This is a genomic window from Variovorax brevis, assembly GCF_030317105.1.
GTDB lineage: Bacteria > Pseudomonadota > Gammaproteobacteria > Burkholderiales > Burkholderiaceae_C > Variovorax > Variovorax brevis.
This window is the reverse complement of sequence record NZ_JASZYG010000006.1, coordinates 206,605-232,911: the sequence shown is the minus strand read 5'-3', so window position 1 is coordinate 232,911 and position 26,307 is coordinate 206,605. Positions and strand designations below refer to the sequence as shown.

General features: G+C 64.5%; 23 protein-coding genes. 15 read left to right on the top strand and 8 right to left on the bottom strand.

All coding sequences use genetic code 11. From position 1 onward, the window contains the following. Positions 1-158: 158 nt before the first annotated feature. The 3 genes from rodA (at position 159) to QTI66_RS20600 (ending at position 4,234) form a co-directional block, all read left to right on the top strand. Complete coding sequence (gene rodA / locus QTI66_RS20610) at positions 159-1,331, top strand: rod shape-determining protein RodA (RefSeq protein WP_286561721.1); 1,173 nt, start codon at positions 159-161, stop codon at positions 1,329-1,331. 33 nt (positions 1,332-1,364) lie between these two features. Beyond that, complete coding sequence (gene tldD, locus QTI66_RS20605) at positions 1,365-2,825, top strand: metalloprotease TldD (protein WP_286561720.1); 1,461 nt, start codon at positions 1,365-1,367, stop codon at positions 2,823-2,825. A gap of 290 nt (positions 2,826-3,115) precedes the next feature. Further along, complete coding sequence (locus QTI66_RS20600; protein ID WP_286561719.1) at positions 3,116-4,234, top strand: 3-deoxy-7-phosphoheptulonate synthase; 1,119 nt, start codon at positions 3,116-3,118, stop codon at positions 4,232-4,234. A 9-nt stretch (positions 4,235-4,243) separates the two neighbouring features. Here QTI66_RS20600 and QTI66_RS20595 read toward each other — a convergent pair whose 3' ends face one another. The 3 genes from QTI66_RS20595 to QTI66_RS20585 are packed head-to-tail and all read right to left on the bottom strand — an operon-like array spanning position 4,244 to position 7,066. Beyond that, on the bottom strand, positions 4,244-4,744 hold the full coding sequence (locus QTI66_RS20595) for a cupin domain-containing protein (protein ID WP_286561718.1): 501 nt from the start codon (positions 4,742-4,744) through the stop codon (positions 4,244-4,246). Positions 4,745-4,755: 11 nt separating this feature from the next. After that, the gene (gene mpl / locus QTI66_RS20590) at positions 4,756-6,240 is read right to left on the bottom strand and encodes a UDP-N-acetylmuramate:L-alanyl-gamma-D-glutamyl-meso-diaminopimelate ligase (protein WP_286561717.1); all 1,485 of its coding nucleotides are present in this window, start codon (positions 6,238-6,240) and stop codon (positions 4,756-4,758) included. Between the two features lie 37 nt (positions 6,241-6,277). Continuing rightward, a complete protein-coding gene (locus QTI66_RS20585; RefSeq protein ID WP_286561716.1) occupies positions 6,278-7,066 on the bottom strand; it encodes an IclR family transcriptional regulator in 789 nt (262 codons plus the stop codon). 91 nt (positions 7,067-7,157) lie between these two features. On the opposite strand from QTI66_RS20585, the gene QTI66_RS20580 reads away from it, so the two are divergent. From QTI66_RS20580 to QTI66_RS20525, 12 genes are all read left to right on the top strand, one after another. Further along, positions 7,158-8,027: an SDR family oxidoreductase gene (locus QTI66_RS20580; RefSeq protein WP_286561715.1), complete on the top strand. Its 870-nt coding sequence runs from the start codon at positions 7,158-7,160 to the stop codon at positions 8,025-8,027. A 41-nt stretch (positions 8,028-8,068) separates the two neighbouring features. Then, positions 8,069-9,400, top strand: coding sequence for a flavin-containing monooxygenase (locus QTI66_RS20575; RefSeq protein WP_286561714.1), 1,332 nt, complete (start codon positions 8,069-8,071; stop codon positions 9,398-9,400). A gap of 36 nt (positions 9,401-9,436) precedes the next feature. After that, the gene (locus QTI66_RS20570; RefSeq protein WP_286561713.1) at positions 9,437-10,369 is read left to right on the top strand and encodes a bile acid:sodium symporter family protein; all 933 of its coding nucleotides are present in this window, start codon (positions 9,437-9,439) and stop codon (positions 10,367-10,369) included. 6 nt (positions 10,370-10,375) lie between these two features. Beyond that, entirely contained in the window at positions 10,376-11,380 is a 1,005-nt protein-coding gene (locus tag QTI66_RS20565; RefSeq protein ID WP_286561712.1) for an SDR family oxidoreductase, read from the top strand. A gap of 103 nt (positions 11,381-11,483) precedes the next feature. Beyond that, positions 11,484-12,380, top strand: a complete 897-nt coding sequence (locus QTI66_RS20560) for an EamA family transporter (RefSeq protein ID WP_286561985.1) — start codon at positions 11,484-11,486, stop codon at positions 12,378-12,380. 27 nt (positions 12,381-12,407) lie between these two features. Continuing rightward, the gene (locus tag QTI66_RS20555) at positions 12,408-13,004 is read left to right on the top strand and encodes a hypothetical protein (RefSeq protein WP_286561711.1); all 597 of its coding nucleotides are present in this window, start codon (positions 12,408-12,410) and stop codon (positions 13,002-13,004) included. After that, a complete protein-coding gene (locus tag QTI66_RS20550) occupies positions 13,001-13,549 on the top strand; it encodes a TlpA family protein disulfide reductase (RefSeq protein ID WP_286561710.1) in 549 nt (182 codons plus the stop codon). Before QTI66_RS20555 ends, QTI66_RS20550 begins: the two co-directional genes overlap by 4 nt. 102 nt (positions 13,550-13,651) lie before the next feature. Further along, positions 13,652-14,104, top strand: a complete 453-nt coding sequence (gene accB / locus QTI66_RS20545) for an acetyl-CoA carboxylase biotin carboxyl carrier protein (protein ID WP_286561709.1) — start codon at positions 13,652-13,654, stop codon at positions 14,102-14,104. 120 nt (positions 14,105-14,224) lie between these two features. After that, a complete protein-coding gene (gene accC, locus QTI66_RS20540; RefSeq protein ID WP_286561708.1) occupies positions 14,225-15,574 on the top strand; it encodes an acetyl-CoA carboxylase biotin carboxylase subunit in 1,350 nt (449 codons plus the stop codon). A 16-nt stretch (positions 15,575-15,590) separates the two neighbouring features. Then, on the top strand, positions 15,591-16,475 hold the full coding sequence (prmA, locus tag QTI66_RS20535; RefSeq protein ID WP_286561707.1) for a 50S ribosomal protein L11 methyltransferase: 885 nt from the start codon (positions 15,591-15,593) through the stop codon (positions 16,473-16,475). Positions 16,476-16,545: 70 nt separating this feature from the next. After that, positions 16,546-17,826: a zinc-ribbon and DUF3426 domain-containing protein gene (locus tag QTI66_RS20530; protein ID WP_286561706.1), complete on the top strand. Its 1,281-nt coding sequence runs from the start codon at positions 16,546-16,548 to the stop codon at positions 17,824-17,826. A 56-nt stretch (positions 17,827-17,882) separates the two neighbouring features. Then, entirely contained in the window at positions 17,883-18,785 is a 903-nt protein-coding gene (locus tag QTI66_RS20525) for a carbohydrate kinase family protein (protein ID WP_286561705.1), read from the top strand. Positions 18,786-18,858: 73 nt separating this feature from the next. On the opposite strand, the gene QTI66_RS20520 is transcribed toward QTI66_RS20525, so the two are convergent. From QTI66_RS20520 to QTI66_RS20500, 5 genes are all read right to left on the bottom strand, one after another. Next, positions 18,859-19,323, bottom strand: a complete 465-nt coding sequence (locus QTI66_RS20520) for a histone H1-like DNA-binding protein (RefSeq protein ID WP_286561984.1) — start codon at positions 19,321-19,323, stop codon at positions 18,859-18,861. Positions 19,324-19,519: 196 nt separating this feature from the next. Further along, a complete protein-coding gene (locus tag QTI66_RS20515; protein WP_286561704.1) occupies positions 19,520-20,758 on the bottom strand; it encodes a ribonucleotide-diphosphate reductase subunit beta in 1,239 nt (412 codons plus the stop codon). A gap of 138 nt (positions 20,759-20,896) precedes the next feature. Further along, positions 20,897-23,815, bottom strand: a complete 2,919-nt coding sequence (locus tag QTI66_RS20510; protein ID WP_286561703.1) for a ribonucleoside-diphosphate reductase subunit alpha — start codon at positions 23,813-23,815, stop codon at positions 20,897-20,899. Between the two features lie 361 nt (positions 23,816-24,176). Further along, positions 24,177-24,782 (bottom strand): 1,6-anhydro-N-acetylmuramyl-L-alanine amidase AmpD, encoded by a 606-nt coding sequence (ampD, locus tag QTI66_RS20505; RefSeq protein ID WP_286561702.1) that lies wholly within the window; start codon positions 24,780-24,782, stop codon positions 24,177-24,179. Continuing rightward, positions 24,775-26,307, bottom strand: a complete 1,533-nt coding sequence (locus tag QTI66_RS20500; RefSeq protein ID WP_286561701.1) for a sigma-54-dependent transcriptional regulator — start codon at positions 26,305-26,307, stop codon at positions 24,775-24,777. Before QTI66_RS20500 ends, ampD begins: the two co-directional genes overlap by 8 nt.

The window sequence follows — 26,307 nt, the reverse complement described above, 5'->3', positions numbered from 1 at the left end:
GCGTCGCGCCATGGTGGCTTGAACGGAACGTCGATCCCGGTCTGGCAAGCAATGTGTGAACTTTGGTGTGAAGTCGGCCGCGAAACATCTGCATCGCAACGCATGAATTCGCCCCATGTCTCCAAGGCATGCCAGCAGGGCGCCGATAATTCCGGCCCATGTCAGCCGTGTTCAACCAGCCTTCTTTCGCGCGTCGAATTGCGCCCATTTTCCAGGGCTATGACGGCTTTCTGGCCTTTGCCGTTTTCCTGCTCGCCTGCGCCGGCATGGTGACGATGTATTCCTCGGGCTACGACCACGGAACCCGCTTTGCCGACCACGGCCGCAACATGCTGATCGCGGGCTTTCTCATGTTCGTGGTCGCGCAGGTGCCGCCGCAGCGCATCATGGCCTTTGCGGTGCCGCTGTACACCGTGGGTGTGGCCTTGCTCATTGCAGTGGCGATGTTCGGCCTGACCAAGAAGGGGGCCAAACGCTGGATCAACGTGGGCGTGGTCATCCAGCCCAGCGAAATCCTCAAGATCGCCATGCCGCTCATGCTCGCGTGGTGGTTCCAGCGGCGCGAGGGCGCATTGCGGCCGCTCGACTTCATTGTGGCAACGCTGCTGCTGGCGGTGCCGGTGGGCCTCATCATGAAGCAGCCCGACCTGGGCACCTCGCTGCTGGTGCTGGCGGCGGGCATGTCGGTAATCTTCTTTGCCGGCTTGCCGTGGAAGCTGATCGTGCCGCCCTTCGTGCTCGGCATCATCGCCGTGGCATTGATCGTGGGCTATGAATCCACGCTGTGCGCGGACGGCTTCGACTGGCGCATCCTGCACGACTACCAGAAGCAGCGCGTGTGCACGCTGCTCGATCCGGGCAAGGACCCGCTGGGCAAGGGCTTTCACATCATCCAGGGGATGATCGCCATCGGTTCGGGCGGCGTGGGCGGCAAGGGCTTCATGCAGGGCACGCAGACGCACCTGGAGTTCATTCCCGAGCGCACCACCGACTTCATCTTTGCGGCCTATTCCGAGGAATTTGGTCTGGCGGGCAACCTGTTCCTCATCACCTCGTTCATTTTCCTGATCATTCGCGGCCTGTTCATCGCCATCGACGCGCCGACGCTGTTCTCGCGCCTGCTCGGCGGCGCGGTCACGATGATCTTTTTTACCTACGCCTTCGTGAACATGGGCATGGTGAGCGGCATCCTGCCCGTGGTGGGCGTGCCGCTGCCTTTCATCAGCTATGGCGGCACCGCCATGGTGACGCTGGGGCTGGGGCTGGGCATCCTGATGTCGATCTCGCGCGCGAAGAAAATGGCGGCGAAAAGCCCCGATCACTTGAGTTAGGCGCGAATTGGACGCGGTCCCTACAATGGACCGATGATCTCTCGCGAACCCACCATCGAGCGCCTGGCCACGGCGCAGCAACTCCTGCTCACGCCCTTCGGACTCGACGAGTCGCACCTGTCCAAGGCGCTCGCGGAAATCACCGCGCACAAGGTCGACGATGCCGACCTTTACTTCCAGTACACGCGCAGCGAAGGCTGGAGCCTGGAAGAGGGCATCGTCAAGACGGGCAGCTTCAGCATCGACCAAGGCGTGGGTGTCCGCGCGGTGAGCGGCGAAAAGACGGCCTTTGCCTATTCCGACGACATCTCGGAAGCCTCCTTGCTGGACGCGGCGCGCACCGTTCGCTCCATTTCGTCGGCGGGCCGCAATGGCAAGGCCAAGATGGCAACGCGCAAGATCGCGTCGAGCCGCTCGCTTTACGGTGGCATCGACCCCATTTCGACGCTGGACAGCACTGCCAAGGTCAAGCTGCTCGAAAAAGTCGAAAAGCTCGCCCGCTCGCGCGACCCGCGCGTGGCGCAGGTCATGGCCGGCCTGGCCAGCGAATACGACGTGGTGCTCGTGGCCCGCGCCGACGGCACGCTGGCCGCCGATGTGCGGCCGCTGGTGCGCTTGTCGGTCACGGTGATCGCCGAGCAGAACGGCCGCCGCGAAGTGGGATCGGGCGGTGGCGGTGGGCGCTTCGGCCTCGCTTACTTCGACGACGAGCACATCGCGAGCTATGTCGACCAAGCCGTGAATGCTGCATTGGTCAATCTCGAATCGCGTCCCGCCCCTGCCGGCGAAATGACGGTCGTGCTCGGCCCGGGCTGGCCCGGCATCCTGCTGCACGAAGCGGTGGGCCACGGCTTGGAAGGCGATTTCAACCGCAAGGGATCGAGTGCGTTTTCCGGCCGCATCGGCCAGCGCGTGGCGGCCAAGGGCGTCACGGTGCTCGACGATGGCACGATCGCCGACCGCCGCGGCTCGCTCAACGTCGACGACGAAGGCCACGCCAGCCAGCGCAACGTGCTCATCGAGGACGGCATTCTCAAGGGCTACATCCAGGATTCGCTCAACGCGCGCCTGATGAAGGTCAAGCCAACCGGCAACGGCCGCCGCGAAAGCTATGCCCACGTGCCGATGCCGCGCATGACCAACACTTACATGCTCGGCGGCGACAAGGACCCCAAGGAAATAGTTGCCAGCATCAAGAAGGGCCTGTACGCCACCAACTTCGGCGGCGGTCAGGTCGACATCACCAGCGGCAAGTTCGTGTTCTCTGCGAGCGAGGCCTACTGGGTGGAAAACGGCAAGATCCAGTACCCGGTCAAGGGCGCGACCATCGTGGGCAACGGTCCCGATGCGTTGAAGCGCGTGACCATGATCGGCGATGACATGGCGCTCGACAGCGGTGTCGGCACCTGCGGAAAGGAAGGCCAGAGCGTTCCCGTGGGTGTGGGCCAGCCGACGCTGCGCATCGACGGCCTGACCGTCGGCGGCACGGCTTGAGCGCCTTGCGCGCGGTCGGGGCGGGCACGGCAGATTGCCGTGGTTTGCCGTCGGGCGTTACAAGCATTTGCGATCTCAAGCCGAAGCCCGTGCTACATTCGCGGCTCATGTCAGCCCTTCGTGCCTTTTTCTTTTCGTACTTTTGGTTCCCGGTATCCGGCGGACGAGAGGCGCGCGCGTAAAGCAAGCAGACAAAAGAACCTCCCAAAACCGCCGGTGCCAAAAGCCCCGGCGGTTTTTTTTTGCCCCATTCATTTCAAGCAAGACGACACCGAAGAAGGAACGATCCGATGAGCCACAACACCGCCTCCGCCAGCGACGCCTGGTATGCGCAAGTCGAAAAGACCAGCAAGACCGACGACGAACGCATCAAGGACATCAACGTGCTGCCCCCTCCGGAACATCTGATCCGCTTCTTCCCGATCCGCGGGACGCCGGTGGAGTCGCTCATCACCCACACGCGCAAATCGATCCACAAGATCATGACGGGCAAGGACGATCGCCTGCTCGTGGTCATGGGCCCGTGCTCGATCCACGACCCGGCTGCGGCGCTGGACTACGCCCGCCGCCTGAAGGTCGAGCGCGACAAGTACGCCGACACGCTGGAAATCGTGATGCGCGTCTATTTCGAGAAGCCGCGCACGACGGTGGGCTGGAAGGGCCTCATCAACGACCCGTACCTCGACGAGAGCTATCGCATCGACGAAGGCCTGCGCATGGCGCGCCAGCTGCTCATCGACATCAACCGCATCGGCCTGCCGGCCGGCAGCGAGTTCCTCGACGTGATTTCCCCGCAATACATCGGCGACCTGATCGCGTGGGGCGCCATCGGTGCGCGCACGACCGAGAGCCAGGTGCACCGCGAACTGGCGTCCGGTCTTTCCGCGCCGATAGGCTTCAAGAACGGCACCGACGGCAACATCCGCATCGCCACCGATGCGATCCAGGCGGCGGCGCGCGGGCACCATTTCCTGTCGGTGCACAAGAACGGCCAAGTGGCGATCGTGCAGACCAACGGCAACTCCGATTGCCACGTCATCCTGCGCGGCGGCAAGGCGCCCAACTACGATGCGACCAGCGTGGCGCAGGCCTGCGCGGACCTCACGGCGGCGAAGCTGCCGCCCACGCTGATGGTGGATTGCAGCCACGCCAACAGTTCGAAGCAGCACCAGAAGCAGATGGAAGTGGCGACGGACATCGCCAGCCAGATCGCCGCAGGGTCGAAGAGCGTGTTCGGCGTCATGGTCGAAAGCCACCTGGTCGCCGGCGCACAGAAGTTCACGCCGGGCAAGAACAAGGTCGCGGACCTGGAGTACGGCAAGAGCATCACCGACGCGTGCATCGGCTGGGATGATTCGGTGCAGATGCTCGATACCCTGTCGCGCGCCGTCAGGGCACGCCGAGGCTGAACCCAACTTTCAGATCAACGCCGCCAGATCCGGCCAGTGGTGACGCATCGACCGTGCTTCGTCGCTGTCGGGCGCCATCATCGAGAAGTCGCTGAAGTCGAAGCCGGGGCCGACGGTGCAGGTCACCAGCGTGTAGTCGTCGGCGGAACGCGCAGTGATCGGCCGCGCCGCCTGCCACTGGCCGGCCGGCACGACATGCTGCGGATGCGTGCCGTGCACATCCACCGGCCCGATCTTGAAGAGGCCCGGCGCCGTGCGCAATGCGGCATCGCAGACGTACAGCGCCAAGGGCGCGCCCGAAACATGAACCCACACTTCGTCCGACAGCACCCGGTGCCAGCGCGAGAACTGGTTGGCTTCGAGCAGGAAGTAGATGGTGGTGAGCGCGTCGCGCGCCGGCCGGCCATCGACGGGCGCGACGCTTGAGCTGGAGCGAAACACTTCGCGGTACCAGCCGCCTTCCGGATGCGGCTCGAGCCGCAGGGTGTCAATGAGTTCGCGCGCCTGCATGGACGCCCACTTTAGACTTTGGCGGCCAGCGCGTCGAGCAGCTTCTGGTGCACGCCGCCAAAGCCGCCGTTGCTCATGCACACGACGTGGTCGCCGGGTCGCACGGCCTCGATGACCTGACGCACGAGCGCATCGATGCCGTCCGCGACGTGAGCGCGCGCACCCATCGGCGCGAGTGCAGCCGCCGCGTCCCAGCCCAGCCCCGCCGTGTGGCAGAAGGCCAGGTCGGCCGCTTCCAGGCTCCACGGCAATTGGGCCGCCATGGCGCCGAGCTTCATCGTATTGCTGCGCGGCTCGAACACGGCAACGATGCGCTCGGCCTTGCGATGTTCGTTGTCCAGCTTGCGGCGAAGGCCGTCGAGCGTGGTGCGAATCGCCGTCGGGTGGTGCGCAAAGTCGTCGTACACGCTGATGGCGCCGCCGGCTCGTTCCACCGTGCCGCGCAGTTCCATGCGTCGGCGAACATTGCGGAAGGTGCCCAGCGCGCCAGCCGCCTCGGCCGGATCGACGCCGATGTGCTGCGCCGCTGCGATGGCGGCCAACGCGTTCATCTGGTTGTGCTCGCCGGACAAGGCCCATTCGACGCGGCCCACGAGGCGGCCGGCATGCATCACGTCGAATGCGTCGTGCGCGCCTTCCGCCTGCCATTCGCCGCTGCCGCCGAATCCGGCCACTTCGCTCCAGCAACCCTGCGCGAGCACGCGACGAAGGCTTTCTTCCTTCGCGTTGACGACGACGCGCCCCGAGCTTGGCACCGTGCGCACCAGGTGATGGAACTGGCGCTCGATGGCTGCAAGGTCGTCAAAGATGTCGGCGTGGTCGAATTCGAGGTTGTTCAGGATCGCAGTGCGCGGACGGTAGTGGACGAACTTGCTGCGCTTGTCGAAGAAGGCCGTGTCGTACTCATCTGCCTCAATGACGAATGGTGCCCCCACGCTCGGCACTTCGTGTCCTTCGCTGCCCCCCGAGGGGGCGCTCGCTTGCTTGGGGCGGCCCGGCACTGCGCTCGAGCAGGCGCCGCTTCCGAGCCGCGCTGACACACCGAAATCCAGCGGCACGCCACCCACCAGAAATCCCGGCGCACGGCCGGCCTTCTCAAGGATCCATGCCAGCATCGACGTCGTGGTCGTCTTGCCATGGGTGCCGGCCACGGCCAGAACATGGCGCCCTTGCAACACATGCTCCGCCAGCCATTGCGGACCGCTGGTGTACGCGGCGCCGGCGTCGAGGATGGCTTCCATGAGCGGAAACTTGGGGCTTCCGTCGTCCAGGCGCGCGCGCGAGACGACATTGCCGATGACGTACACGTCGGGCTTGAGCGCCATCTGGTCGGCGCCGAAGCCTTCGATGAGGTCGATGCCCAAGGCGCGAAGCTGGTCGCTCATGGGAGGGTAGACGCCCGCGTCGCAACCGGTGACGCGGTGGCCGGCTTCGCGGGCCAGTGCGGCCAGGCCGCCCATGAAGGTCCCGCAAATGCCGAGAATATGAATGTGCATCGGCCGATTCTAAAAGTCGGCCTTCAGGCCCCCGGCCTCAGCGAGTCGCCCGTGCGATTCCCTGTGCTGCATTGCGCAGCTTGTCCAGTTGCAGCAGTGCGCTGGGCAGCGGCATGCGCACGGCCGGCGCCTGCAGTGCAACGGCGCAGCGTACGGGGCCTGCCGGTTCGTCACGCACCGGCACGGCGACGCACACCAGTCCGTCGATGAATTCCTCCGCGTCGACCGAGTGGCCTTCTTCGCGGATGCGTTCGAGTTCGACTTCCAGCGCTTCGCGGTTATCGAGCGTGTGGGCGGTGAATCGCTCATACGACAGGCCGTCGAGCAGCCGCTCGCGCTGGGCGCGCGGCAGGTTGGCCAGGAACAATTTGCCGCTGGCCGAGCAGTGCAGGGGAACTCGCGAGCCCGGCCGCAACTCAAGACGCAGCGGGAACGCAGTTTCGACGCGGTCCACGTAGATCACTTCAGCACCCGACAGGGCCGTCAGGTTGCAGGTTTCGCCCACATCGGAAACAAGCTGGCGAAGCACTGAATGACGCACACCTGTTGCGGAACTGCCACGCAGAACCGTTTCGGCGAAACGAATGAGGCGCGGGGTGATGGCATAGCGCCGCGCATCGACGCCGCGGGCCAGCAAGCCTCCGACCTCCAGCTGCTGGAGCATCCGGTGCACCGATGGCTTGGGTTGGCCGCTGCTTCGAACGACTTCCGCGAGGGTTTGCGGTTCGCCGGAAGAGGCAACCAATTCGAGCAAATTCAGTAAGCGAAGACCGGGCGTGGCGGCCGTTTCGACTTCATCAATGCTGGCTGATTCGGGAAAATCCATTGTCTATCTCGAAATCCGGAACAAAACTAATAAATATTCCGAGATTGTCTCTCAAAATTGTTAAAATCGGTGGTTAGCGGTACACATTTTGATGCATTTGACACTCGACAACCTCGTTATTACAGGCGCATGTGGCGGCTTGGGCCGTGCCATGGCGTCGGCGGCGCTGTCGCGCGGGGCCAAAGTTGCGCTCGTCGGCCTCGACCGCACCGCACTGGAAAAACTGGCTGCCACGGCGCCCACGCGCTGCGCCGTCTACACGCCCGACGTGAGTGATGCCGCGGCCATGCAGGCCATGGCGGCGGACTGGATGGCAGCCTTCGGCGTGCCCGATGCCGTGATCGCCAACGCTGGCGTTGCCGGCGGCTTCGACACGGCCGAGGCGTCCGACCTGGCGGTGTTCCGGCGCATGCTCGAAATCAACCTGCTCGGCGTCGCCACCACCTTCCAACCCTTCCTGAAGCCGATGCGTGCGCGGGGCCATGGCGTGCTGGCAGGCATCGCCAGCATTGCTGGCCGACGCGGCATGCCGGGCAACGGCGCTTATTGCGCCAGCAAGGGCGGGTTGATCCGCTACCTGCAGAGCCTGCGCGCCGAACTGCGTCCCACCGGCCTGAGCGTGTGCACGGTAAGCCCCGGCTACCTGCGCACGGCCCTGACGGCTGGCAACCATTTCGCCATGCCCGGCCTGATGGAGCCGGAACAGGCAGCGGCAGCCATTCTTCGTGCGCTGGCCGAAGGGCGCGAGCAACTGGTGCTTCCACGAAAAATCGGCTGGCTTTCATCTGCGCTCGATCTGTTGCCCGAGCGCTGGCATGACGCATTGCTGTTGCGTCAGCCGCGCAAACCGCGGCCCGGGGAAGCGGGCGCAACGCCCATTCCCGGTCTTCCTGGCCTTGCCACGCCAAGCACTCATGGCGCTCCGCGCGCCGCCTCACAAACTGAGTCGACTGCGCGCTGAACGCGCGCAGTTCGTTGTCTTCCCCCCGGAGTTCGTTTCTCGTGACTACCCCTGTGTCTGTTCCTGTGCCTACGCACCAGCAAATCGCGTTGATCGGCGCCGGCCCCTCGGGCCTGGCGGGTGCGCGCAACCTCCAGAAGTTCGGCATTCCATTCCAGGGATTCGAGGCCTACGACGACGTCGGCGGCCTGTGGAACATCGGCAACCCGCGCAGCACGGTGTACCAGTCGGCGCACCTGATCTCGTCCAAGCGCACCACGGAGTTCGCCGAATACCCGATGCCCGACAGCGTGGCCGACTACCCCAGCCACACCGAGCTGTGCCGCTATTTCAGCGACTTCGCCGACCACTTCGACCTGCGCCGGCACTTCCGCTTCGGCGTTCGCGTGGTGCGCGTGGAGCCGGTGACCGAAGGCGCGTCGACGCTGTGGCGCGTGAGCATCGACGTGGGCGACGGCCGCGTGGAAAGCGCGGACTACAAGGGCGTGATCATTGCCAACGGCACCCTGTCGGAACCCAGCATGCCGCGCTTCGAGGGCTACTTCAACGGCGATGTGATGCACACCTCCGCGTACAAGCATGCGAGTCTTTTCCAGGACAAGCGCGTGCTGATCGTCGGCGCCGGCAACAGCGGCTGCGACATTGCGGTGGACGCCGTGCATTACGGCAAGAGCGTCGACATCTCGGTGCGTCGCGGCTACTACTTCGTGCCCAAGTACATCTTCGGCAAGCCGGCCGACACGCTCGGCGGCAAGCGGCCGCTGCCGGCGTGGATCAAGCAGCGCTTCGATGCCAAGGTGCTGCAGTGGTTCACCGGCGACCCGGTGCGCTTTGGTTTCCCGAAGCCGGACTACCGCATGTACGAGTCGCACCCGGTGGTCAACTCGCTCATCCTGCACCACATCGGCCACGGCGACATCAACGTGCGCGGGGACGTGGCGCGGCTTGATGGCGACACGGTGCATTTCAAGGACGGCAGCGCGCGCGACTACGACCTGATCCTGTGCGCGACGGGCTACAAGCTGCACTACCCTTTCATCGACCGCACGTGGTTGAATTGGGAGGGCATGGCGCCCAAGCTCTACCTGAACATCTTCGCGCCGGGTTTCGACAACCTCGCGGTGCTCGGCATGATCGAGGCGAGCGGCATCGGCTGGCAGGGCCGCTATGAGCAGGCCGAACTGGTGGCGCGCTACTTCAAGGCCCAGGCCGAAGGCAAGCCCCAAGCCGCTGCGCTGAAGGCGGCCAAGGCGGGTCCGACGCCTGACCTCTCGGGCGGCTACACCTACCTCAAGCTCGAGCGCATGTCGTACTACGTCAACAAGGACGCGTACCGTCGGGCGGTGCGCCAGGCTTCGGCAGCGCTGGCCTGAAGCCGCAACCCATCCCATCACAAGAAAGAAAAACCCATGTTGCCCGTCGACGAGGTGCGCCTCAACTTCAATCCGGCTTCGCTGGTTGCGCTCAATGCCGTGCTGGGCTTTCTGATGTTCGGCATTGCGCTGGACACGCGCGTGGCGGATTTCAAGCGGCTTGGCACCATGACGGTGGCCATGGCGGCGGGCATTGCAGCGCAGTTCCTGGTGCTGCCTGCGGTCACGTTCTGCCTCACGCTGCTGCTCAAGCCGGCGCCCAGCATTGCGCTGGGCATGATCCTCGTGGCGTGCTGCCCACCGGGCAACGTGTCGAACATCCTGACGCACCGGGCAGGGGGCAACGTGGCGCTGTCGGTGTCGATGACGGCGATTTCGAACCTGATCTCGATCTTCGTGATGCCGCTGAACTTCGCGTTCTGGGGCGGCATTCATCCGACGGCGTCGGCCTTGCTCAAGACGATTGCGCTCGACCCTTCGGAGATGGTCATGCACATCATCGCGATCATCGGCGTGCCCTTCGTGCTGGGCCTGGCGGTGGCGCACTACTGGCCGGCGCTGACCAAACGCGTGACCAAGCCGGTGCGCATCCTGAGCTTCCTGTGCCTGGTCGGCTTCATCGTGGGCGCGGTGGCGGGCAACTGGCGCTACTTTCTCGACTACGTGACGCTGGTGCTGCTGGCCGTGATCCTGCATGACGCACTGGCCTTTGCCACCGGCTACGCCTGTGCCACGGTGACGGGCCTGGCGGAGTACGACCGCAGGGCCGTCAGCTTCGAGGTCGGCATTCGCAATGCGGGCCTGGGACTCGTCCTGATTTTCAGCTTCTTCGGAGGACTGGGTGGCATGGCCGTGGTGGCCGGCGTCTGGGGCTTCTGGGACATCATCGCGGGCCTCGGGCTCGCTGCGTGGTGGGCGCGTCGTCCGCTCACACCTTCTTCATCTTCGTCTGCCGCTCGTTCGGCCTGAGTTTCAATGGATTTCTCTTTGCCTGTTTTGGCCCGGCGCGTGTTGATCACGGGTGCCGATGGTTTTCTTGGACGCACGGTCGTTTCCGCACTGGCGCGCTTGCCCGATATCGATTCCGTCGTCGCGCTCGATGTGCGTGAGGTTCCCGCGGTGCGCCGCGTTCCCGGCGTTGTTTATGCCGTGGGTGACGTGCGCGCGCCCGACGTGCGCGAGGTGATGGCGCAGCACCGCATCGACGCGGTGGTGCACCTGGCCTCGATCGTCACGCCCGGTGCGGGCAGCACGCGCGAGTTCGAGTATTCGGTCGACGTGCTGGGCACGAAGAACGTGCTCGAGGCCTGCGTGGCCACGGGCGTTCATCACATCGTCGTGTCCTCCAGTGGCGCGGCCTATGGCTATCACGTCGACAACCCCGCGTGGATCGACGAGAGCCAGGCGCTGCGCGGCAATGAGGCCTTTGCCTATTCGCATCACAAGCGCCTGGTCGAGGAAATGCTGGCGGACTTCCGCACGAAGCACCCGGCGCTGCGCCAGACGGTGCTGCGCATCGGCACCATCCTCGGCGAGCACGTGAACAACCAGATCACCGCGCTGTTCGACAAGCCGCGCATCCTGGCCATTCGCGGCAGCGACAGCCCCTTCGTGTTCATCTGGGACGAAGACGTCACCGGCTGCATCGTGCATGCGATCACCAGCGGGCGCGCGGGCTGCTTCAACGTGGCCGGCGACGGCGCGCTCACGCTGCCGCAGATTGCAGCGCTGTTGCGCAAGCCCATGCTCTCCATTCCTGCACCCGTCTTGCGACTGGCGCTGAAAGTGGGCTCGCGCCTTCGCGTCAGCCGCTACGGACCGGAACAGCTCGACTTCCTGCGCTACCGGCCGGTGCTGTCGAACTACCGACTCAAGACGGAATTCGGCTACGTGCCCCGCAAGTCCAGCCTCGAGGCGTTCCTGGCTTTCAAGGCGGCACGCAAGGCGCACAGCCTGCGCATGGGCCAGATCGCTTCATGATCGCCGCCCGGCCGCCCGAAGGCGATCGCGCCGCAGCGCGTAGCGCGGAGGCTTCCCAGTGAGCGCTACAGGCGGCCTGAGCCGCGGCGACGCATTCCGCGCGATGGGCGTGGTGTTGATCTGGGGTTTGAATTTCGTCGCCATGAAGGTGGGGCTGCACACGCTGGGCCCGATGCTGCTCGGCGCGTTGCGTTTTGCCGCCGCGGCCTTTCCATTGCTGCTGTTCGTCTCGCGCCCAGCATTGCCCTGGCGCTTCCTGGCCGGCTACGGCCTGGCGCAGGGGCTCGGGCAGTTCGGGCTCCTGTTCCTCGGCTTGCAATTGGGCATGACGGCAGGCATGGCCTCGGTCGTGATGCAGACCCAAGCCTTCTTCACCTTGCTGCTGGCCGGTCCGTTGCTGGGCGAAAAGGCGGGCCGCAACCAGTGGCTGGGCCTCACCGTTGCGCTCGCTGGCTTGCTGGTGATCGCCATGGCGCACGGGGACGGCCCGGGGCAGATGACGCTGATCGGCTTCATCCTGACCTTGTCGGCCGCGTTCATGTGGGCAAGCTCCAACGTGGTGGTGCGCTTTGCGGTGCGCGCTGCGCCGGGCTACGACCCGTTCGCCTTCATCGTGTGGAGCAGCATCTTTCCGGTGTTGCCCTTTGCCTCGCTGGCGCTGGCCATGGACGGACCGTCCAGCGTGCTTCACCAGCTGGCAAGTCTCGATGGGCGGGCAGTGCTGGCCGTGCTCTTCCTCGCCTGGTTCGCCACGCTGCTCGCGTACACCCTGTGGACGCGGCTCTTGCAGCGGCATCCGGCGGGGCGCATCGTTCCCTTTTCCCTGCTGGTGCCGGTGGTCGGGCTCGCGGCGGCGGCCATTTGCTTCGGCGAAAAGCCAACGCCCGCGCAATGGCTGGGAACAGCCGGCGTTCTGCTGGGTTTGGTCACCAACCAGGGCCTCGCCACGCGAGCGTTGGCATGGGCGACGGGCCCGCGCAAAGCACGCGGCCTTCTGTGATTGATGCGTCACGGGCAAAATGGCCCGATGGACAATTCCTCAAAGCGGGAAATCGCCGCATGCGCTGCACGCCTCATCGTTGAGGAGGGGCTGGAATACGGCCCGGCCAAGCGGCGCGCGCTGCGCGACCTGGGCCTCTCGAGCCGTACCGCCCTGCCCAACAACGACGAGGTCGAGGTGGAAGTGCGTGACTACATTGCGTTGTATTGCGCCGACTCGCAACCGCAGGAGCTCCACGCGCTTCGCGTGCTGGCGCTGGAGTGGATGGAGCACATGGCGGCCTTCCGGCCCCACATTGGCGGCGCGGTATGGCACGGCACGGCCACGCGCCTGTCGGATATCTACATCCAGTTGTTCTGCGACGACTCCAAATCGGCGGAAATTGCCCTCATCGATCACCACGTGGACTACGAACCGCGCATGGTCACGGGCTTTCATGGCGAGCAGGTGGAAGCCCTGAGCATGCACGTTGCCAGCCGTGCACTGGGCGAGGAAATCGGCGTGCACCTGCTGGTGTACGACCTGGACGACCTGCGCGGCGCCCTCAAGCCGGACGCACAAGGCCGCGTCCCGCGCGGAAATCTGGCAGCGCTGCGCCGGCTGATCGAAAAGGAAAATTCGTGAATTCGCCGTCAAGTCGCCGAAACTGGCTGTTCGGCGCCGTTGCGGTGCTGGCGGCTGCGGCGGGTGCCGGCGGTGCCTGGTGGAGCCGCAAGGGTGAGGCCGCGGGCGGCAAGGATTCCGTGGCGAGCGATTTCTGGGACAAGAAGTTCGAGCGGCCCGAGGGCGGTGAAATCGCCCTGGCATCGCTGCGCATGAAGCCGTTGCTGATCAACTTCTGGGCGACGTGGTGCGCCCCCTGCGTTGAAGAAATGCCCATGATTGACCGCTTCTTCAAGGAAAGTGGCGGCAACGGCGTTCAAATCGTGGGTCTTGCCATCGATCAGCCCAGTTCGGTGCGCAAGTTCCTGCAGCGCACGCCCGTTTCGTATCCCATCGGATTGGCGGGGCTTGAAGGCACGGAACTGCTGCGCGAGTTGGGAAATACCGGCGGCGGACTTCCATTCACATTGGTCGTCAGCGCGGACGGCAAGATTACGGCCCGTAAAATGGGGAAGCTGGAGCAGAGCGACCTGGACACGTGGCGGCGTGAGCTTTTTCACGGTTAGAATCCGACTCCACCAGTCAGGCATTTGGCGTGCGTACGCCGAAATAAGCCGATTTTCAGGCGAGTTAAATAATGATCGGCGTCAAGCCGGCGATGGAGTCCCATGGATCTGCGCAAACTCAAGACACTCATCGACCTGGTGTCTGAATCCAATATTTCCGAACTGGAAATCACTGAGGCCGAAGGCAAAGTTCGCATCGTGAAGGGTGGCGGTGCAGCGGCCCCCGTTCAGTACGTGCAAACGCTGGCTGCGCCGGCCGCAGCGCCTGCGGCAGCAGCGCCCGCCGCGGCGGCACCGGCCGCGGCACCAGCCGCCCCCGCCGGCCACATCGTCAAGTCCCCGATGGTAGGCACCTTCTACCGTTCGTCCAGCCCCGGCGCGGCACCGTTCGTTGAAATCGGCGCGCAGGTCAAGGAAGGCGACACGATCTGCATCATCGAGGCCATGAAGATCCTCAACGAGATCGAAGCCGACAAGTCGGGCACCGTCACGCAGATCCTCGGCGAAAACGGTCAAGCGGTCGAATACGGCCAGCCGCTGTTCGTCATCGAGTAAGCATGTTCAAGAAGATCCTTGTCGCGAATCGGGGAGTTCGCGCCCCGGCGCGGACGGGCGAAGCCCGGCAAATTGCACTGGCGTGCGCCAGCACGCGGGCGATGAGCCGCGGAGGACGCCATGTTTAAAAAGATCCTTGTCGCCAACCGCGGCGAAATCGCCCTGAGAATCCAGCGCGCTTGCAGCGAGCTGGGCATCAAGGCGGTCATGGTGTATTCGGAAGCCGACCGCGAAGCCAAGTACGTCAAGCTGGCCCAGGAGGCCGTTTGCATCGGCCCCGCCCCCTCGGGTCAAAGTTACCTGAACATGCCGGCCATCATTTCGGCGGCCGAAGTGACCGATTCCGAGGCGATCCACCCCGGCTACGGCTTCCTGAGCGAGAACGCCAACTTTGCCGAGCGTGTCGAGCAAAGCGGCTTCCAGTTCATCGGCCCCACGCCCGAATCCATCCGGATCATGGGCGACAAGGTCTCGGCCAAGCAGGCCATGATCAAAGCCGGCGTGCCTTGCGTGCCCGGCTCCGAAGGCGAACTGTCGGACGACGCGGCGGTCAACAAGCGCATCGCGCGCGCCATTGGCTACCCCGTCATCATCAAGGCCGCGGGCGGCGGTGGCGGACGCGGCATGCGCGTGGTGCACACCGAGGCTGCGCTGGTCAATGCCATCCAGATGACCAAGGCCGAGGCCGGCGCTGCGTTCAACAACGCCGCGGTGTACATGGAGAAGTTCCTCCAGAACCCGCGCCACGTCGAAATCCAGATCCTGGCCGACAAGTTCAAGAACGCGGTCTACCTGGGCGAGCGCGACTGCTCCATGCAGCGGCGCCACCAGAAGGTCATCGAGGAATCGCCGGCGCCGGGCATTCCTCGCAAGCTGATCGACAAGATCGGCGAGCGCTGTGCAGCCGCCTGCAAGAAGATCGGCTACCGCGGCGCCGGTACCTTCGAGTTCCTTTATGAAGACGGCGAGTTCTATTTCATCGAAATGAACACGCGCGTGCAGGTGGAGCACCCGGTCACCGAGTTCACCACCGGCATCGACATCGTCAAGACGCAGATCATGGTGGCGGCGGGCGAGAAGCTCCCGTTCACGCAGCGCCAGATCCAGATGCGTGGCCATTCGATCGAGTGCCGCATCAACGCGGAAGACCCGTACAAGTTCACCCCGTCGCCGGGCCGCATCACCATGTGGCATCCGCCGGGTGGTCCGGGCGTTCGGGTCGACTCGCACGTCTACACCAACTATTTCGTGCCGCCGAACTACGACTCGATGATCGGCAAGATCATCGTTCACGGCGACACGCGCGAAGAGGCGTTGGCGCGCATGCGCACGGCCCTCAACGAGACCGTGATCGAAGGCATCCAGACCAACATCCCGCTGCATCGCGAGTTGATGGTCGATGCCAAGTTCATGAGCGGCGGCACCAACATCCACTACCTGGAAGAGTGGCTGGCGGCCCACAACCGCTGAACAGCAAGGCCCCACCGTGTTTGAACTGCGTCTGCTGGCGCCTGAAGACCGCATCGAGATCCTGAGCGATGCGCTGGATGCGCTCGACGCCCTGAGCGTCTCGGTCGAAGACGCCGACGCGCAGACCGACGCCGAGCACGCCTTGTTTGGCGAGCCGGGCATGCCGCCGCCCAAGGACGGCTGGGAGCGCTCGCGCGTCATCGCGCTGTTTCCGACGGAATCGGAGGCGTGTGGCGCAGCAGACGTGCTGGAAGTGCAGGACTTCTTCGAGGGTTGCCAGTTGCTCGGCGTGGCCAACGTGCCCGAGCAGGACTGGGTGCGACTCACGCAATCGCAGTTCGCGCCTGTCGAGATCACGCCTGATTTCTGGATCGTGCCCACGTGGCACGAGCCGCCCGCGCAGGCGCGCCAGGTGATCCGGCTCGATCCGGGTCTGGCCTTCGGCACCGGCACGCATCCCACGACGCGCATGTGCCTGCGCTGGATCGCAACGCGCGGCAACCTCCAGGGCCAGAGCGTGCTCGACTATGGCTGCGGCTCCGGCATCCTCGCGATCGGCGCAGCCAAGTACGGCGCGACGCGCATCGACGCGGTCGACATCGACGAAGCCGCGGTGGAGTCCACGCGCCTGAACGCCGATGCCAACAACGTGCAGCTCTCGCCCGGCCTTCCAGAGGCCGCCCACGGCGAATACGACACCGTGCTGGCCAACATCCTCGCTACGCCGCTCAAGGTCCTCGCACCTTTGCTGTGCAACCACGTCGCCCAAGGCGGCGCGCTGGTGCTGGCGGGCATCCTGGAGCGGCAAGCCGACGAGTTGAAGGCCGCGTACGCCCCCTGGGTTCAACTGGAAGTCAGCGACAGCGAGGACGGCTGGATCCTCATGACGGCGCGCAAGTGAGTTCGCCGGCCTTGCCGCACGCGGCCGACGCGTGCGCGGCACCGGAAGGCGCCTCTACAATTTGCGCCAGATGAGTCTTGTTACCCGCTGCCCCACCTGCGCGACTGCATTCAAGGTCGTCCGGGACCAGCTTCGCATTTCCGATGGTTGGGTTCGCTGCGGGCGCTGCAGCCAGGTCTTCGACGCCACGGCCGACTTGCAGGAGGCCGACGAAGAAGGAATGGCCATCGCCCCGACGCCGTCTTCGTCCGCACCTGCTGCGCCGCGCGAAGCAGCGCAAGCCGAGCCTGCGCAACAGACGCCGCTGCCAGCGCCGGAGCCCGCACCCTCGCTCTCGACCGGCATGAAGCTGCCGGCCATGTCGTGGCCTGCAGCGGACATCCTCGACCTCGGGCCCAAGCCCTCGCCACTGCCAACCGTTGCGCCACCTGCGGCACAGGATGCGCTCGCGGGCAGCCAAGCTTCGTCGACGCAAGACAAGGCGCGGCCGGCCCGTTCCAAGGACGATGAAGAGCCCTGGTGGAGCGGCGAGCCCCTGATCTCGGAGTGGACCGCGCTCGAAGTGCCCAGCAATACGGCCCGTGTCGATCCGCACATGGATTCGCCCGAGCCGCCGCCACTGCTCGTGCCGTCGCCCATCGACGACGCGGTCAACGCCCAGTTGCAAAAGGCGCTGCGGCGCGAGCGGGTCAAGGCCTTGCGCAAGGAGCGGGCCGAGAAAAAGGAGCGCGAACGCGAGGTGCAAGGCGCTGCCCACAGCTTGGTGAAGGCGGCTGAAGACGAAGACGAACCCGTCACGCCGGCGCTCGACGAACCTTCGGCGCCCGTGTCTTTCGCGGACCCGCCCGTTGCGGATTCCTCCAGGCGTGCCCGCGGAATGCGCGTGGCGTGGGCGGTCTTGTGCGTCGTCGCCTTCGTGGCCTTGCTTCTCCAGATCGTTCGCCACGAGCGCGATGCCATCGCTGCGAGCCAACCGGAACTGCGGCCCGCGCTTCAGCAACTGTGCCGCTGGACGAACTGCGAGCTTTCTGCCTTGCGGCAGATCGGCTCCATCACCATCGAAGGTGCATCGTTCACGCGCGAGAAGGAGGGCGATGGCTACCGGCTCCTGTTCACCTTGCGCAATGGCGCACGTGTGCCGCTGGCCATGCCTGCCATCGAACTGAGCTTGCTCGACACCGACGAGCGTGCGGTCGTGCGACGCGTGCTGACGCCGGCGCAGTTCGGCGCACCGCCCGTTCTTGGCGCGAGCGCCGAACGCACGGCTTCGCTGTCGGTGGAACTTGGCGGCGGCGATGCAGCCGCCTTGCCACCCGTTTCCGGCTATCGCCTGATTGCTTTCTATCCTTGAGCACGCGCACCGCGCCGGCTCAATTTTCCTCACCCACTCACACCAGGGCTTAACTCATGGCAACAGTGATTTGCGGCTCCCTCGCCTTCGACACCATCATGACGTTCGAAGGCCGGTTCGCGGACCAGATCCTTCCAGAACAACTCCACATCCTCAATGTGTCCTTCCTGGTGCCCGCGCTGCGGCGGGACTTCGGTGGCTGCGCCGGCAACATCGCGTACAGCCTCAATGCGCTGGGCGGTCGCGCCTTGCCGATGGCGACCGTGGGCAGCGACGGCGCCGACTACCTCGCGCGCATGCGCAGCCTGGGCATCTCCACCGAGTTCGTGCGCGAAGTGAGCGACACCTACACCGCGCAAGCCATGATCATGACGGACCGCGACAACAACCAGATCACGGCCTTTCACCCCGGCGCGATGCAGCAGGCGCACATCACGAAGATCCAGCCGCGCGACGACATCCGCCTGGGCATCATCGCGCCCGACGGCCGCGACGCGATGCTGCAGCACGCCGAGCAGTTCAAGGCGTCCGGCATTCCCTTCGTGTTCGATCCGGGCCAGGGCCTGCCGATGTTCGACGGCGACGAGCTCGCGCATTTCGTGACGCTGGCTGACTGGGTCACGGTGAACGACTACGAAGGCAAGATGCTCAGCGAGCGCACCGGCTGGAACAGCGCGGAGATCTCGCGCCGCGTGCGTGGCCTCGTGGTCACGCTCGGCGCCGAGGGCTGCGAAGTGTGGGTGGGCGGCGAGATGACGCGCGTGCAGGCGGTCAAGGCCAAGGCGGTCGTCGATCCCACGGGTTGCGGCGACGCCTGGCGCGGTGCGTTGCTCTATGGCCTCGAGCAAGGCTGGCCGCTTGAGAAGTGCGCAGCGCTGGGCAACAAGATCGGCGCGCTCAAGATCGCGCAGCGCGGTCCGCAGAACTATGAAGTGAATCGCGGCGAACTCGACCTGTAGTCGCGCGCGAGCTCAAAAAAAAGCCCGACACCTTGCGGTGCCGGGCTTTTTTGCTTTTCAGCCGTTGAACGACTCAGGGCTTGCTGGCCGTCGGGAACGGCCATGCTGCCTGGGGGTTCAGCGTCGTCTGTGCCGCAGGGGCAGGGGCGACGGCTGCAGCAGCGGGCGCTTTCGCGGCCTTTTTGGCAGCAGGCTTTTTCGCAGCTTTCTTGGCAGCGGGCTTCTTGGCCGCTGCCTTTTTCGCCGGCGCCTTCTTGGCCGCAGCCTTCTTCGCAGGGGCCTTCTTGGCTGCTGCCTTCTTGGCAGGCGCCTTCTTGGCCGCTACCTTTTTGGCGGGAGCCTTCTTCGCTGCGGCCTTCTTCGCCGGAGCCTTCTTCGCCGCTACCTTCTTGGCCGGAGCCTTCTTGGCAGCGACCTTCTTGGCCGGCGCCTTCTTGGCTGCTACCTTCTTGGCCGGAGCCTTCTTCGCAGCGACCTTCTTTGCCGGAGCCTTTTTCGCAGCGGCTTTCTTAGCCGGCGCTTTCTTTGCAGTTGCCATTTCTTTCTCCTTGATCAAGTTGAAAAATCAACCTCTTGAAGCACTCCACAACTTCTTGTGAGCCGTGAAGCGATTCATGGTGTTGGGATCTTTGCCCCAGCGCCATGAACACCTGAACCCCGGACGCCACACTCTTCGGTGCGATCGGCGCCAAGGGCAATTCCTGAATTCGTTTTCTTGTCGTTTGTCGCGAAACTCAATCCCAAGAAAGTGCGCCACCCGACTGGTACTCGATCACGCGGGTTTCGAAGAAGTTGCGCTCTTTCTTCAGGTCAATCATTTCGCTCATCCAGGGGAACGGGTTTTCCTCGTTCGGGAAGAGCGCTTCGAGGCCGATCTGCGTTGCGCGACGGTTCGCAATGTAACGCAAGTAGCCCTTGAACATGGAGGCATTCATGCCGAGCACGCCACGTGGCATGGTGTCTTCGGCGTAGCGGTATTCGAGTTCGACGGCCCTGAGGAACAGGGCCTTGATCTCTGCCTTGAACTCGGCGGTCCACAGGTGCGGATTTTCGAGCTTGAGCTGGTTGATGAGGTCGATGCCGAAATTGCAGTGCATCGACTCGTCGCGCAGGATGTACTGGTACTGCTCTGCGGCACCCGTCATCTTGTTCTGGCGGCCGAGCGCGAGGATCTGCGTGAAGCCGACGTAGAAGAACAAACCTTCCATCAGGCAGGCGAACACGATCAGCGACTTGAGCAGCGTCTGGTCGTTCTCGGGCGTGCCGGTGTGGAAGTTCGGGTCCATGATCGCCTCGATGAAGGGGATCAGGAACTGGTCCTTCTCGCGGATCGACGCCACTTCGTTGTAGGCGTTGAAGATCTCGCTCTCGTCCAGGCCGAGCGACTCGACGATGTACTGGTAGGCGTGCGTGTGGATCGCTTCCTCGAAGGCCTGGCGCAGCAGGAACTGGCGGCACTCGGGCGCCGTGATGTGGCGATAGGTGCCCAGCACGATGTTGTTGGCGGCCAGCGAGTCGGCGGTCACGAAGAAGCCGAGGTTGCGCTTGACGATGCGGCGCTCGTCTTCGGTGAGGCCGTTCGGGTCTTTCCACAACGCGATGTCGCGCGTCATGTTCACCTCTTGCGGCATCCAGTGGTTGGCGCAGGTGGCGAGATACTTTTCCCAGGCCCACTTGTACTTGAAGGGCACCAGCTGGTTGACGTCGGTCTGGCCGTTGATGATGCGCTTGTCGTCTGCGCGCACGCGGCGTGCAACGGCAGGTTGTGCAGCCACTGGCGTGGAAGCCGAAGTGCTGACGGGGTGTTGTGCAACTGTTGCGCCGTCGTCCAGCACACGCACGGCGGGGGCAATTTGCGAAGTCGGGAGTTCCATCGAGCGGCTGATCGGCGCGTCGCTGTTCGATGAATGCTGCAATCCTAGTTGCATGTCCTTCGGCGAGGAGGGCTTGACTTCGTCGTCCCAGGTCAACATAAAAAATCCAATGCTCAAATTATGTGAGCAACGATGTGAGTTGAAAAGTGCTCGTTCACATCGAGCTCGATTTATCTTGTTCTTATGTTGTTCGCATGCATCGCGTTGTGTCAGGCGATGCAGCGAATCACAGTCGTCTTATTGGCAGGCTTCGCAGCCTGGATCATCGATCGCGCAGAACTTGATATCCGTTGCGGGCGTCGCATTCATCTGCGCTTGCGCTGCTTGCGCAGCCGCTTCGAGTGCGCTCATCTGCTGTGTCGGTGCACCGCCCGACGACACGGCATTGAGTCGACCCGATTGCACCGTCGACTTCTCGGCGTGCGTCGCGCTGATGGTGCGCAGGTAGTAGGTCGTCTTCAGGCCGCGCAGCCATGCGAGCTTGTAGGTGTCGTCCAGCTTCTTGCCCGATGCGCCCGACATGTAGATGTTGAGCGACTGCGCCTGGTCGATCCACTTCTGGCGACGCGATGCGGCTTCGACGAGCCACGTCGTCTCGACCTCGAAGGCGGTGGCGTAGAGCGACTTGATGTCTTGCGGCACGCGGTCGATGGGGCGCAGCGATCCGTCGAAGTGCTTCAGGTCCATCACCATCACGTCGTCCCACAGGCCCAGGCGCTTGAGGTCGCGCACCAGGTAGTGGTTGATCACGGTGAACTCGCCCGAGAGGTTCGACTTGACCGAGAGGTTGCCGAAGCAAGGCTCGATCGAGGCATCGACACCGATGATGTTGGAAATTGTTGCGGTCGGTGCAATGGCGACGCAGTTCGAATTGCGCATGCCGTCCTGCTTGATCTTCTGGCGCAGCGTGTCCCAGTCGAGCGTGGACGAACGGTCCACTTCGACGTAGCCGCCGCGTGCCTTCTCGAGCAGGTCGAGCGTGTCGATCGGCATGATGCCCTTGTCCCACAGCGAGCCCTTGTAGCTGGAGTACTTGCCGCGTTCACGCGCCAGGTCGGTCGAGGCCCAGTAGGCGTGGTAGCAGATGGCTTCCATCGACTCGTCGGCGAACTGCACGGCTTCCTGCGACGCGTAGGGAATGCGAAGTTCGTACAGCGCGTCCTGGAAGCCCATCAGGCCCAGGCCCACCGGACGGTGGCGCAGGTTGGAGTCGCGCGCCTTCTTCACGGCGTAGTAGTTGATGTCGATGACGTTGTCGAGCATGCGCATCGCCGTCGAGATCGTCTTCTTCAGCTTGGCCTGGTCGACCTTGCCGTCCTTCAAGTGCTGCAGCAGGTTCACCGAGCCGAGGTTGCAGACGGCGGTTTCGGTGTCGCTGGTGTTGAGCGTGATCTCGGTGCAGAGATTGGACGAATGCACGACGCCGGCGTGCTGCTGCGGCGAGCGCACGTTGCAGGCGTCCTTGAACGTGATCCACGGGTGGCCGGTCTCGAACAGCATCGTGAGCATCTTGCGCCACAGGTCGCTGGCCGCCACGGTGCGGCTCGGCTTGATCTCGCCGCGGGCTGCCTTCTCTTCATAGGCGACGTAGGCCTTCTCGAAGTCGGTGCCGAACAGGTCGTGCAGGTCGGGCACGTTGGAGGGCGAGAACAGCGTCCAGTTGCCCTTTTCCATCACGCGGCGCATGAAGAGGTCAGGGATCCAGTTGGCCGTGTTCATGTCGTGCGTGCGGCGGCGGTCGTCGCCGGTGTTCTTGCGCAGCTCCAGGAACTCCTCGATGTCGAGGTGCCAGGTTTCCAGGTAGGTGCAGACGGCGCCCTTGCGCTTGCCGCCCTGGTTCACCGCGACGGCCGTGTCGTTCACGACCTTCAGGAATGGCACGACGCCTTGCGATTCGCCGTTGGTGCCCTTGATGTGGCTGCCGAGCGCGCGAACGCGGGTCCAGTCGTTGCCCAAGCCGCCGGCGAACTTCGACAGCAGCGCGTTTTCCTTGATCGACTCGTAGATGCCGTCGAGATCGTCCGGCACGGTCGTCAGGTAGCACGACGACAGTTGCGAGCGCAGCGTGCCGGCGTTGAAGAGCGTCGGCGTGCTCGACATGAAGTCGAAGGACGACAGCACTTCATAAAACTCGATGGCGCGGGCTTCGCGGTCGATTTCATTCAGCGACAGGCCCATGGCCACGCGCATGAAGAAAGCCTGCGGCAACTCGATGCGCGCCTTGCGCACGTGCAGGAAGTAGCGGTCGTAGAGCGTCTGCAGGCCGAGGTAGTCGAACTGGTTGTCGCGCTCGGCCTTCAGGGCGGCGCCCAGGCGCGGCAGGTCGAACTGGAGCAGCTTCTCGTCCAGCAGTTCGTTGTCCACGCCCTTCTTGATGAAGTGCGGGAAGTAGTCGGCGTAGGTCTGCGCGCGGTCGGCCGGCGCCACTTCGCGGCCGATGATTTCCTTGAAGATCGTGTGCAGCAGCAGGCGCGCGGTCGCGAAGGTGTAGTCCGGATCCTTTTCGATCAGCGTGCGGGCGGCCAGGATCGATGCCTTGTAGACCTCGTCCAGCGGCACGCCGTCGTACAGGTTGCGCATCGTTTCCGACACGATCGGCTCGGCCGTGATGCTGTCGCCCAGGCCTTCGCAGGCCGACACGAACAGCGCCTTGAGCTCGCCCAGGTCGAGCGCGACGCGCTCGCCGTTGTCCAGCACGTGCAGTGCGGGCGCAGCGGGCGCCTGCTGTTCGACTTGATGCGTGCGCTCTTGCGAGCGGCGCTCACGGTACAGCACGTAGGCGCGGGCGATTTCATGGTGGCCGCCGCGCATCAGGCCGAGTTCGACCTGGTCCTGCACGTCTTCGATGTGGAAGGTGCCGCCGCCCGGACGCGAGCGCACCATGGCGCGCACGACGCCTTGCGTCAGGCCGTCGACCGTTTCGCGCACGCTGGCCGAAGCCGCGCCTTGCGTGCCATGAACGGCCAGGAACGCTTTCATCATCGCGATCGCGATCTTGTTCGGCTCGAACGGCACCACGGCGCCGTTGCGGCGAATGATCTGGTAGTTGGCGAGCGCCGCGACATTGGGCGAGCCGGCCACGTCGCGCGGCTGCGCAGCGTTCGGAGTCGAAACGGCACGCGCCGTCGATGATGAAGTGTTCTGGGAAGATTGCATTCGTTGGTCCTCTTTGCGACTATTGTTGTGATTGACGGCATCAAAAACGCCGCTTGCGCAGGCTGCCGGTTACATGCCATAGCCGTGCGGTGCAAGCACTATATCTGGTGTGCGAAGGGCCACACAATCACTAGATGTAGTGTTTTTGACAATTTTCAATGATTCAATGGAACACCCTTATCGCGGCGTATCGGAAATACGCACGCCACGTCTCGATTACGGTAATTGAAGTGAGGGATGACGGGGCTTGCCGGCCGATTTGGGCGCGCAAGCCGCATGGTTGCTCTGCCCGGCGAATCTGAGGTTCGGCGCACACGAGGTGCTGGTGAACCATCGCCTGCGGCGCATCGATTAAGAAAATTCAGCGGGCGATTATCGACGCTTCGGGAAAGACCTCAGAACGCCACGCCAGATGTTCCCGAAGTAGCCGCCAATCGAAGCCGGAACCGGGGTCGAACTTGCGGCCCGGCGCGATGTGTTCGTGCCCGGCGACGAAGGAAATCGGGTAGCGCTGCGCCAGCGCCGGCATCAGGCTGGCCAGCGTTTCATATTGCGCGGCCTCGAACACGCCGCCTTCGATGCCCTCAAGTTCGATGCCGATGGAGTCGTCGTTGCAGTTGCTGCGCCCGCGCCATGCCGACGCGCCCGCGTGCCATGCCCGTTCGTCGCAATCGACGAACTGCCACAACTCGCCGTCGCGCCGCACGTAGAAGTGCGATGAGACTTCCATGCCGCGGATCTGGCCGAAGTAGGGGTGCGCGTCCCAGTCCAGCTGGTTGGTGAAAAGTTGCTGCACCTCGTCACCGCCGAACTGTCCGGGTGGGAGGCTGATGGAGTGCAGCACGATCAGGTCGATCTGCGCGCCGGCGGGGCGCGGCCCGAAATTCGGAGAGGGCAGGTGCTTGGCGAATCGGTACCAGCCGGACTGCCACAAGGCGTCCTGGGCCTTCGGCGCAGGGTCAGTCATCGGGGCCACCGACCGGGCCGTCATCGCCGTTGGGCGTGGCGATTGCCAGCCGGGCGATGCGGTAGCGGATCTGCCGCAGGCTCAAGCCCAGGCGCGCCGCCGCTGCCGTGCGATTGAAGCCGCTTTCCTGCAGCGCACGCACGAGGATCTCGCGCTCCTGCTGGTCGAGGTAGGCCTGCAGGTCGGAGGGCACCGTCGTCACGCGCGCCTGCGCGGCAGGTGCTTCCACCGCCTTGGGCACTTCGGCCGAAGCGAAAGCCAGCGCCGCTTCGAGCTGCTGGGCCGTCTCGTCGGCGATGGCGTTATCGGAGGCTTCGAAGTCGAGGTGCAATTCATCGCCGTCGGTCAGCGCCACCGCGCGGTGCAGCAGGTTTTCCAGTTCGCGCACGTTGCCGCGCATCGGGTGCGCCGCGAGCTTTTGCAGCACGGAATGCGAGAGCGTGGGCACCGGCATGCCACTGTCGCGGGCGATGCGCTTGAGCAGTGCGTCGCACAGGGCGGGCAGGTCTTCGCGGCGCTCGCGCAGCGCGGGCACCGCGATCTCGATCACGTTGAGGCGATAGAAAAGGTCTTGCCGGAAGCCGCCCGCCTGCACTTCGGCCTGCAGGTCCTTGTGGGTGGCGCTGACGATGCGCACGTCCACGCTGTCTTCCTGCGTCGAACCGATGGGCCGCACGCTGCGCTCCTGGATGGCGCGCAGCAGCTTGGATTGCATCGCAAGCGGTAGGTCGCCGATTTCGTCGAGGAAAAGCGTGCCGCCGCGCGCCGCCTGAAAGTAGCCGTCGCGGTCGGCGGCCGAACCCGTGTACGAGCCCTTGCGCGCGCCGAAGAATTCGGCTTCGAGCAGGTTCTCTGGAATGGCGCCGCAGTTGACGGCGATAAAGGGCCCTTCGCTGCGCTGGCTGCAGGCGTGCACGGCACGCGCCACCAGCTCCTTGCCCGTGCCCGACTCGCCGCGCACCAGCACCGGCGCCATGCCGCGCGCCACCTTGGCGATGCGCGCCTTCACCAGACGCATGGCCTCGGAGTTGCCGACAAGCCGTTCGAGCGCTGCCCCACTGGTGGCGCTGGCAACGTCGCCTTTGGCGCTGTCGGCCACGGGCGAGGGCGTTTTGGCAGGCAGTGCCGTCTGCACCTGCTCTTGCACGGCGGAGGCAACCACCGCGCGAAACTGCTTGAGGTCGACCGGCTTCGTCAGGTAGTCGAAAGCGCCTGCCTTCAGCGCTTCCACCGCGTTCTCGGCGGAGCCATAGGCCGTCATGACCACGCAGCGCTCGCTGCGCTGGGCCTGCTGGATGCGCAGCAATAACTCCATGCCCAACCCGTCGGGCAGGCGCATGTCGGTGATCACGGCGTCGAAGCGATTGGCTTCCAGGTGTTGCCACGCTTCGGAAACAGTCCCTGCCGCCTCGACGCGGTAACCCTCACGCAATAGTGTCAGTTCATACAGCGTGCGCAGGTCCGGCTCGTCGTCGACGACAAGGATCTGGGCGGGTCGCGAAGTGGAAGGTTGGGCAGTGCTCAC

Coding starts and splice junctions, on each gene's coding strand:
- rodA (WP_286561721.1), top strand. CDS start 159: ATGTCAGCCGTGTTCAACCAGCCTTCTTTCGCGCGTCGAATTGCGCCC.
- tldD (WP_286561720.1), top strand. CDS start 1,365: ATGATCTCTCGCGAACCCACCATCGAGCGCCTGGCCACGGCGCAGCAA.
- QTI66_RS20600 (WP_286561719.1), top strand. CDS start 3,116: ATGAGCCACAACACCGCCTCCGCCAGCGACGCCTGGTATGCGCAAGTC.
- QTI66_RS20595 (WP_286561718.1), bottom strand. CDS start 4,744: ATGCAGGCGCGCGAACTCATTGACACCCTGCGGCTCGAGCCGCATCCG.
- mpl (WP_286561717.1), bottom strand. CDS start 6,240: ATGCACATTCATATTCTCGGCATTTGCGGGACCTTCATGGGCGGCCTG.
- QTI66_RS20585 (WP_286561716.1), bottom strand. CDS start 7,066: ATGGATTTTCCCGAATCAGCCAGCATTGATGAAGTCGAAACGGCCGCC.
- QTI66_RS20580 (WP_286561715.1), top strand. CDS start 7,158: ATGCATTTGACACTCGACAACCTCGTTATTACAGGCGCATGTGGCGGC.
- QTI66_RS20570 (WP_286561713.1), top strand. CDS start 9,437: ATGTTGCCCGTCGACGAGGTGCGCCTCAACTTCAATCCGGCTTCGCTG.
- QTI66_RS20565 (WP_286561712.1), top strand. CDS start 10,376: ATGGATTTCTCTTTGCCTGTTTTGGCCCGGCGCGTGTTGATCACGGGT.
- QTI66_RS20560 (WP_286561985.1), top strand. CDS start 11,484: ATGGGCGTGGTGTTGATCTGGGGTTTGAATTTCGTCGCCATGAAGGTG.
- QTI66_RS20555 (WP_286561711.1), top strand. CDS start 12,408: ATGGACAATTCCTCAAAGCGGGAAATCGCCGCATGCGCTGCACGCCTC.
- accB (WP_286561709.1), top strand. CDS start 13,652: ATGGATCTGCGCAAACTCAAGACACTCATCGACCTGGTGTCTGAATCC.
- accC (WP_286561708.1), top strand. CDS start 14,225: ATGTTTAAAAAGATCCTTGTCGCCAACCGCGGCGAAATCGCCCTGAGA.
- QTI66_RS20530 (WP_286561706.1), top strand. CDS start 16,546: ATGAGTCTTGTTACCCGCTGCCCCACCTGCGCGACTGCATTCAAGGTC.
- QTI66_RS20525 (WP_286561705.1), top strand. CDS start 17,883: ATGGCAACAGTGATTTGCGGCTCCCTCGCCTTCGACACCATCATGACG.
- QTI66_RS20520 (WP_286561984.1), bottom strand. CDS start 19,323: ATGGCAACTGCAAAGAAAGCGCCGGCTAAGAAAGCCGCTGCGAAAAAG.
- QTI66_RS20515 (WP_286561704.1), bottom strand. CDS start 20,758: ATGTTGACCTGGGACGACGAAGTCAAGCCCTCCTCGCCGAAGGACATG.
- QTI66_RS20510 (WP_286561703.1), bottom strand. CDS start 23,815: ATGCAATCTTCCCAGAACACTTCATCATCGACGGCGCGTGCCGTTTCG.
- ampD (WP_286561702.1), bottom strand. CDS start 24,782: ATGACTGACCCTGCGCCGAAGGCCCAGGACGCCTTGTGGCAGTCCGGC.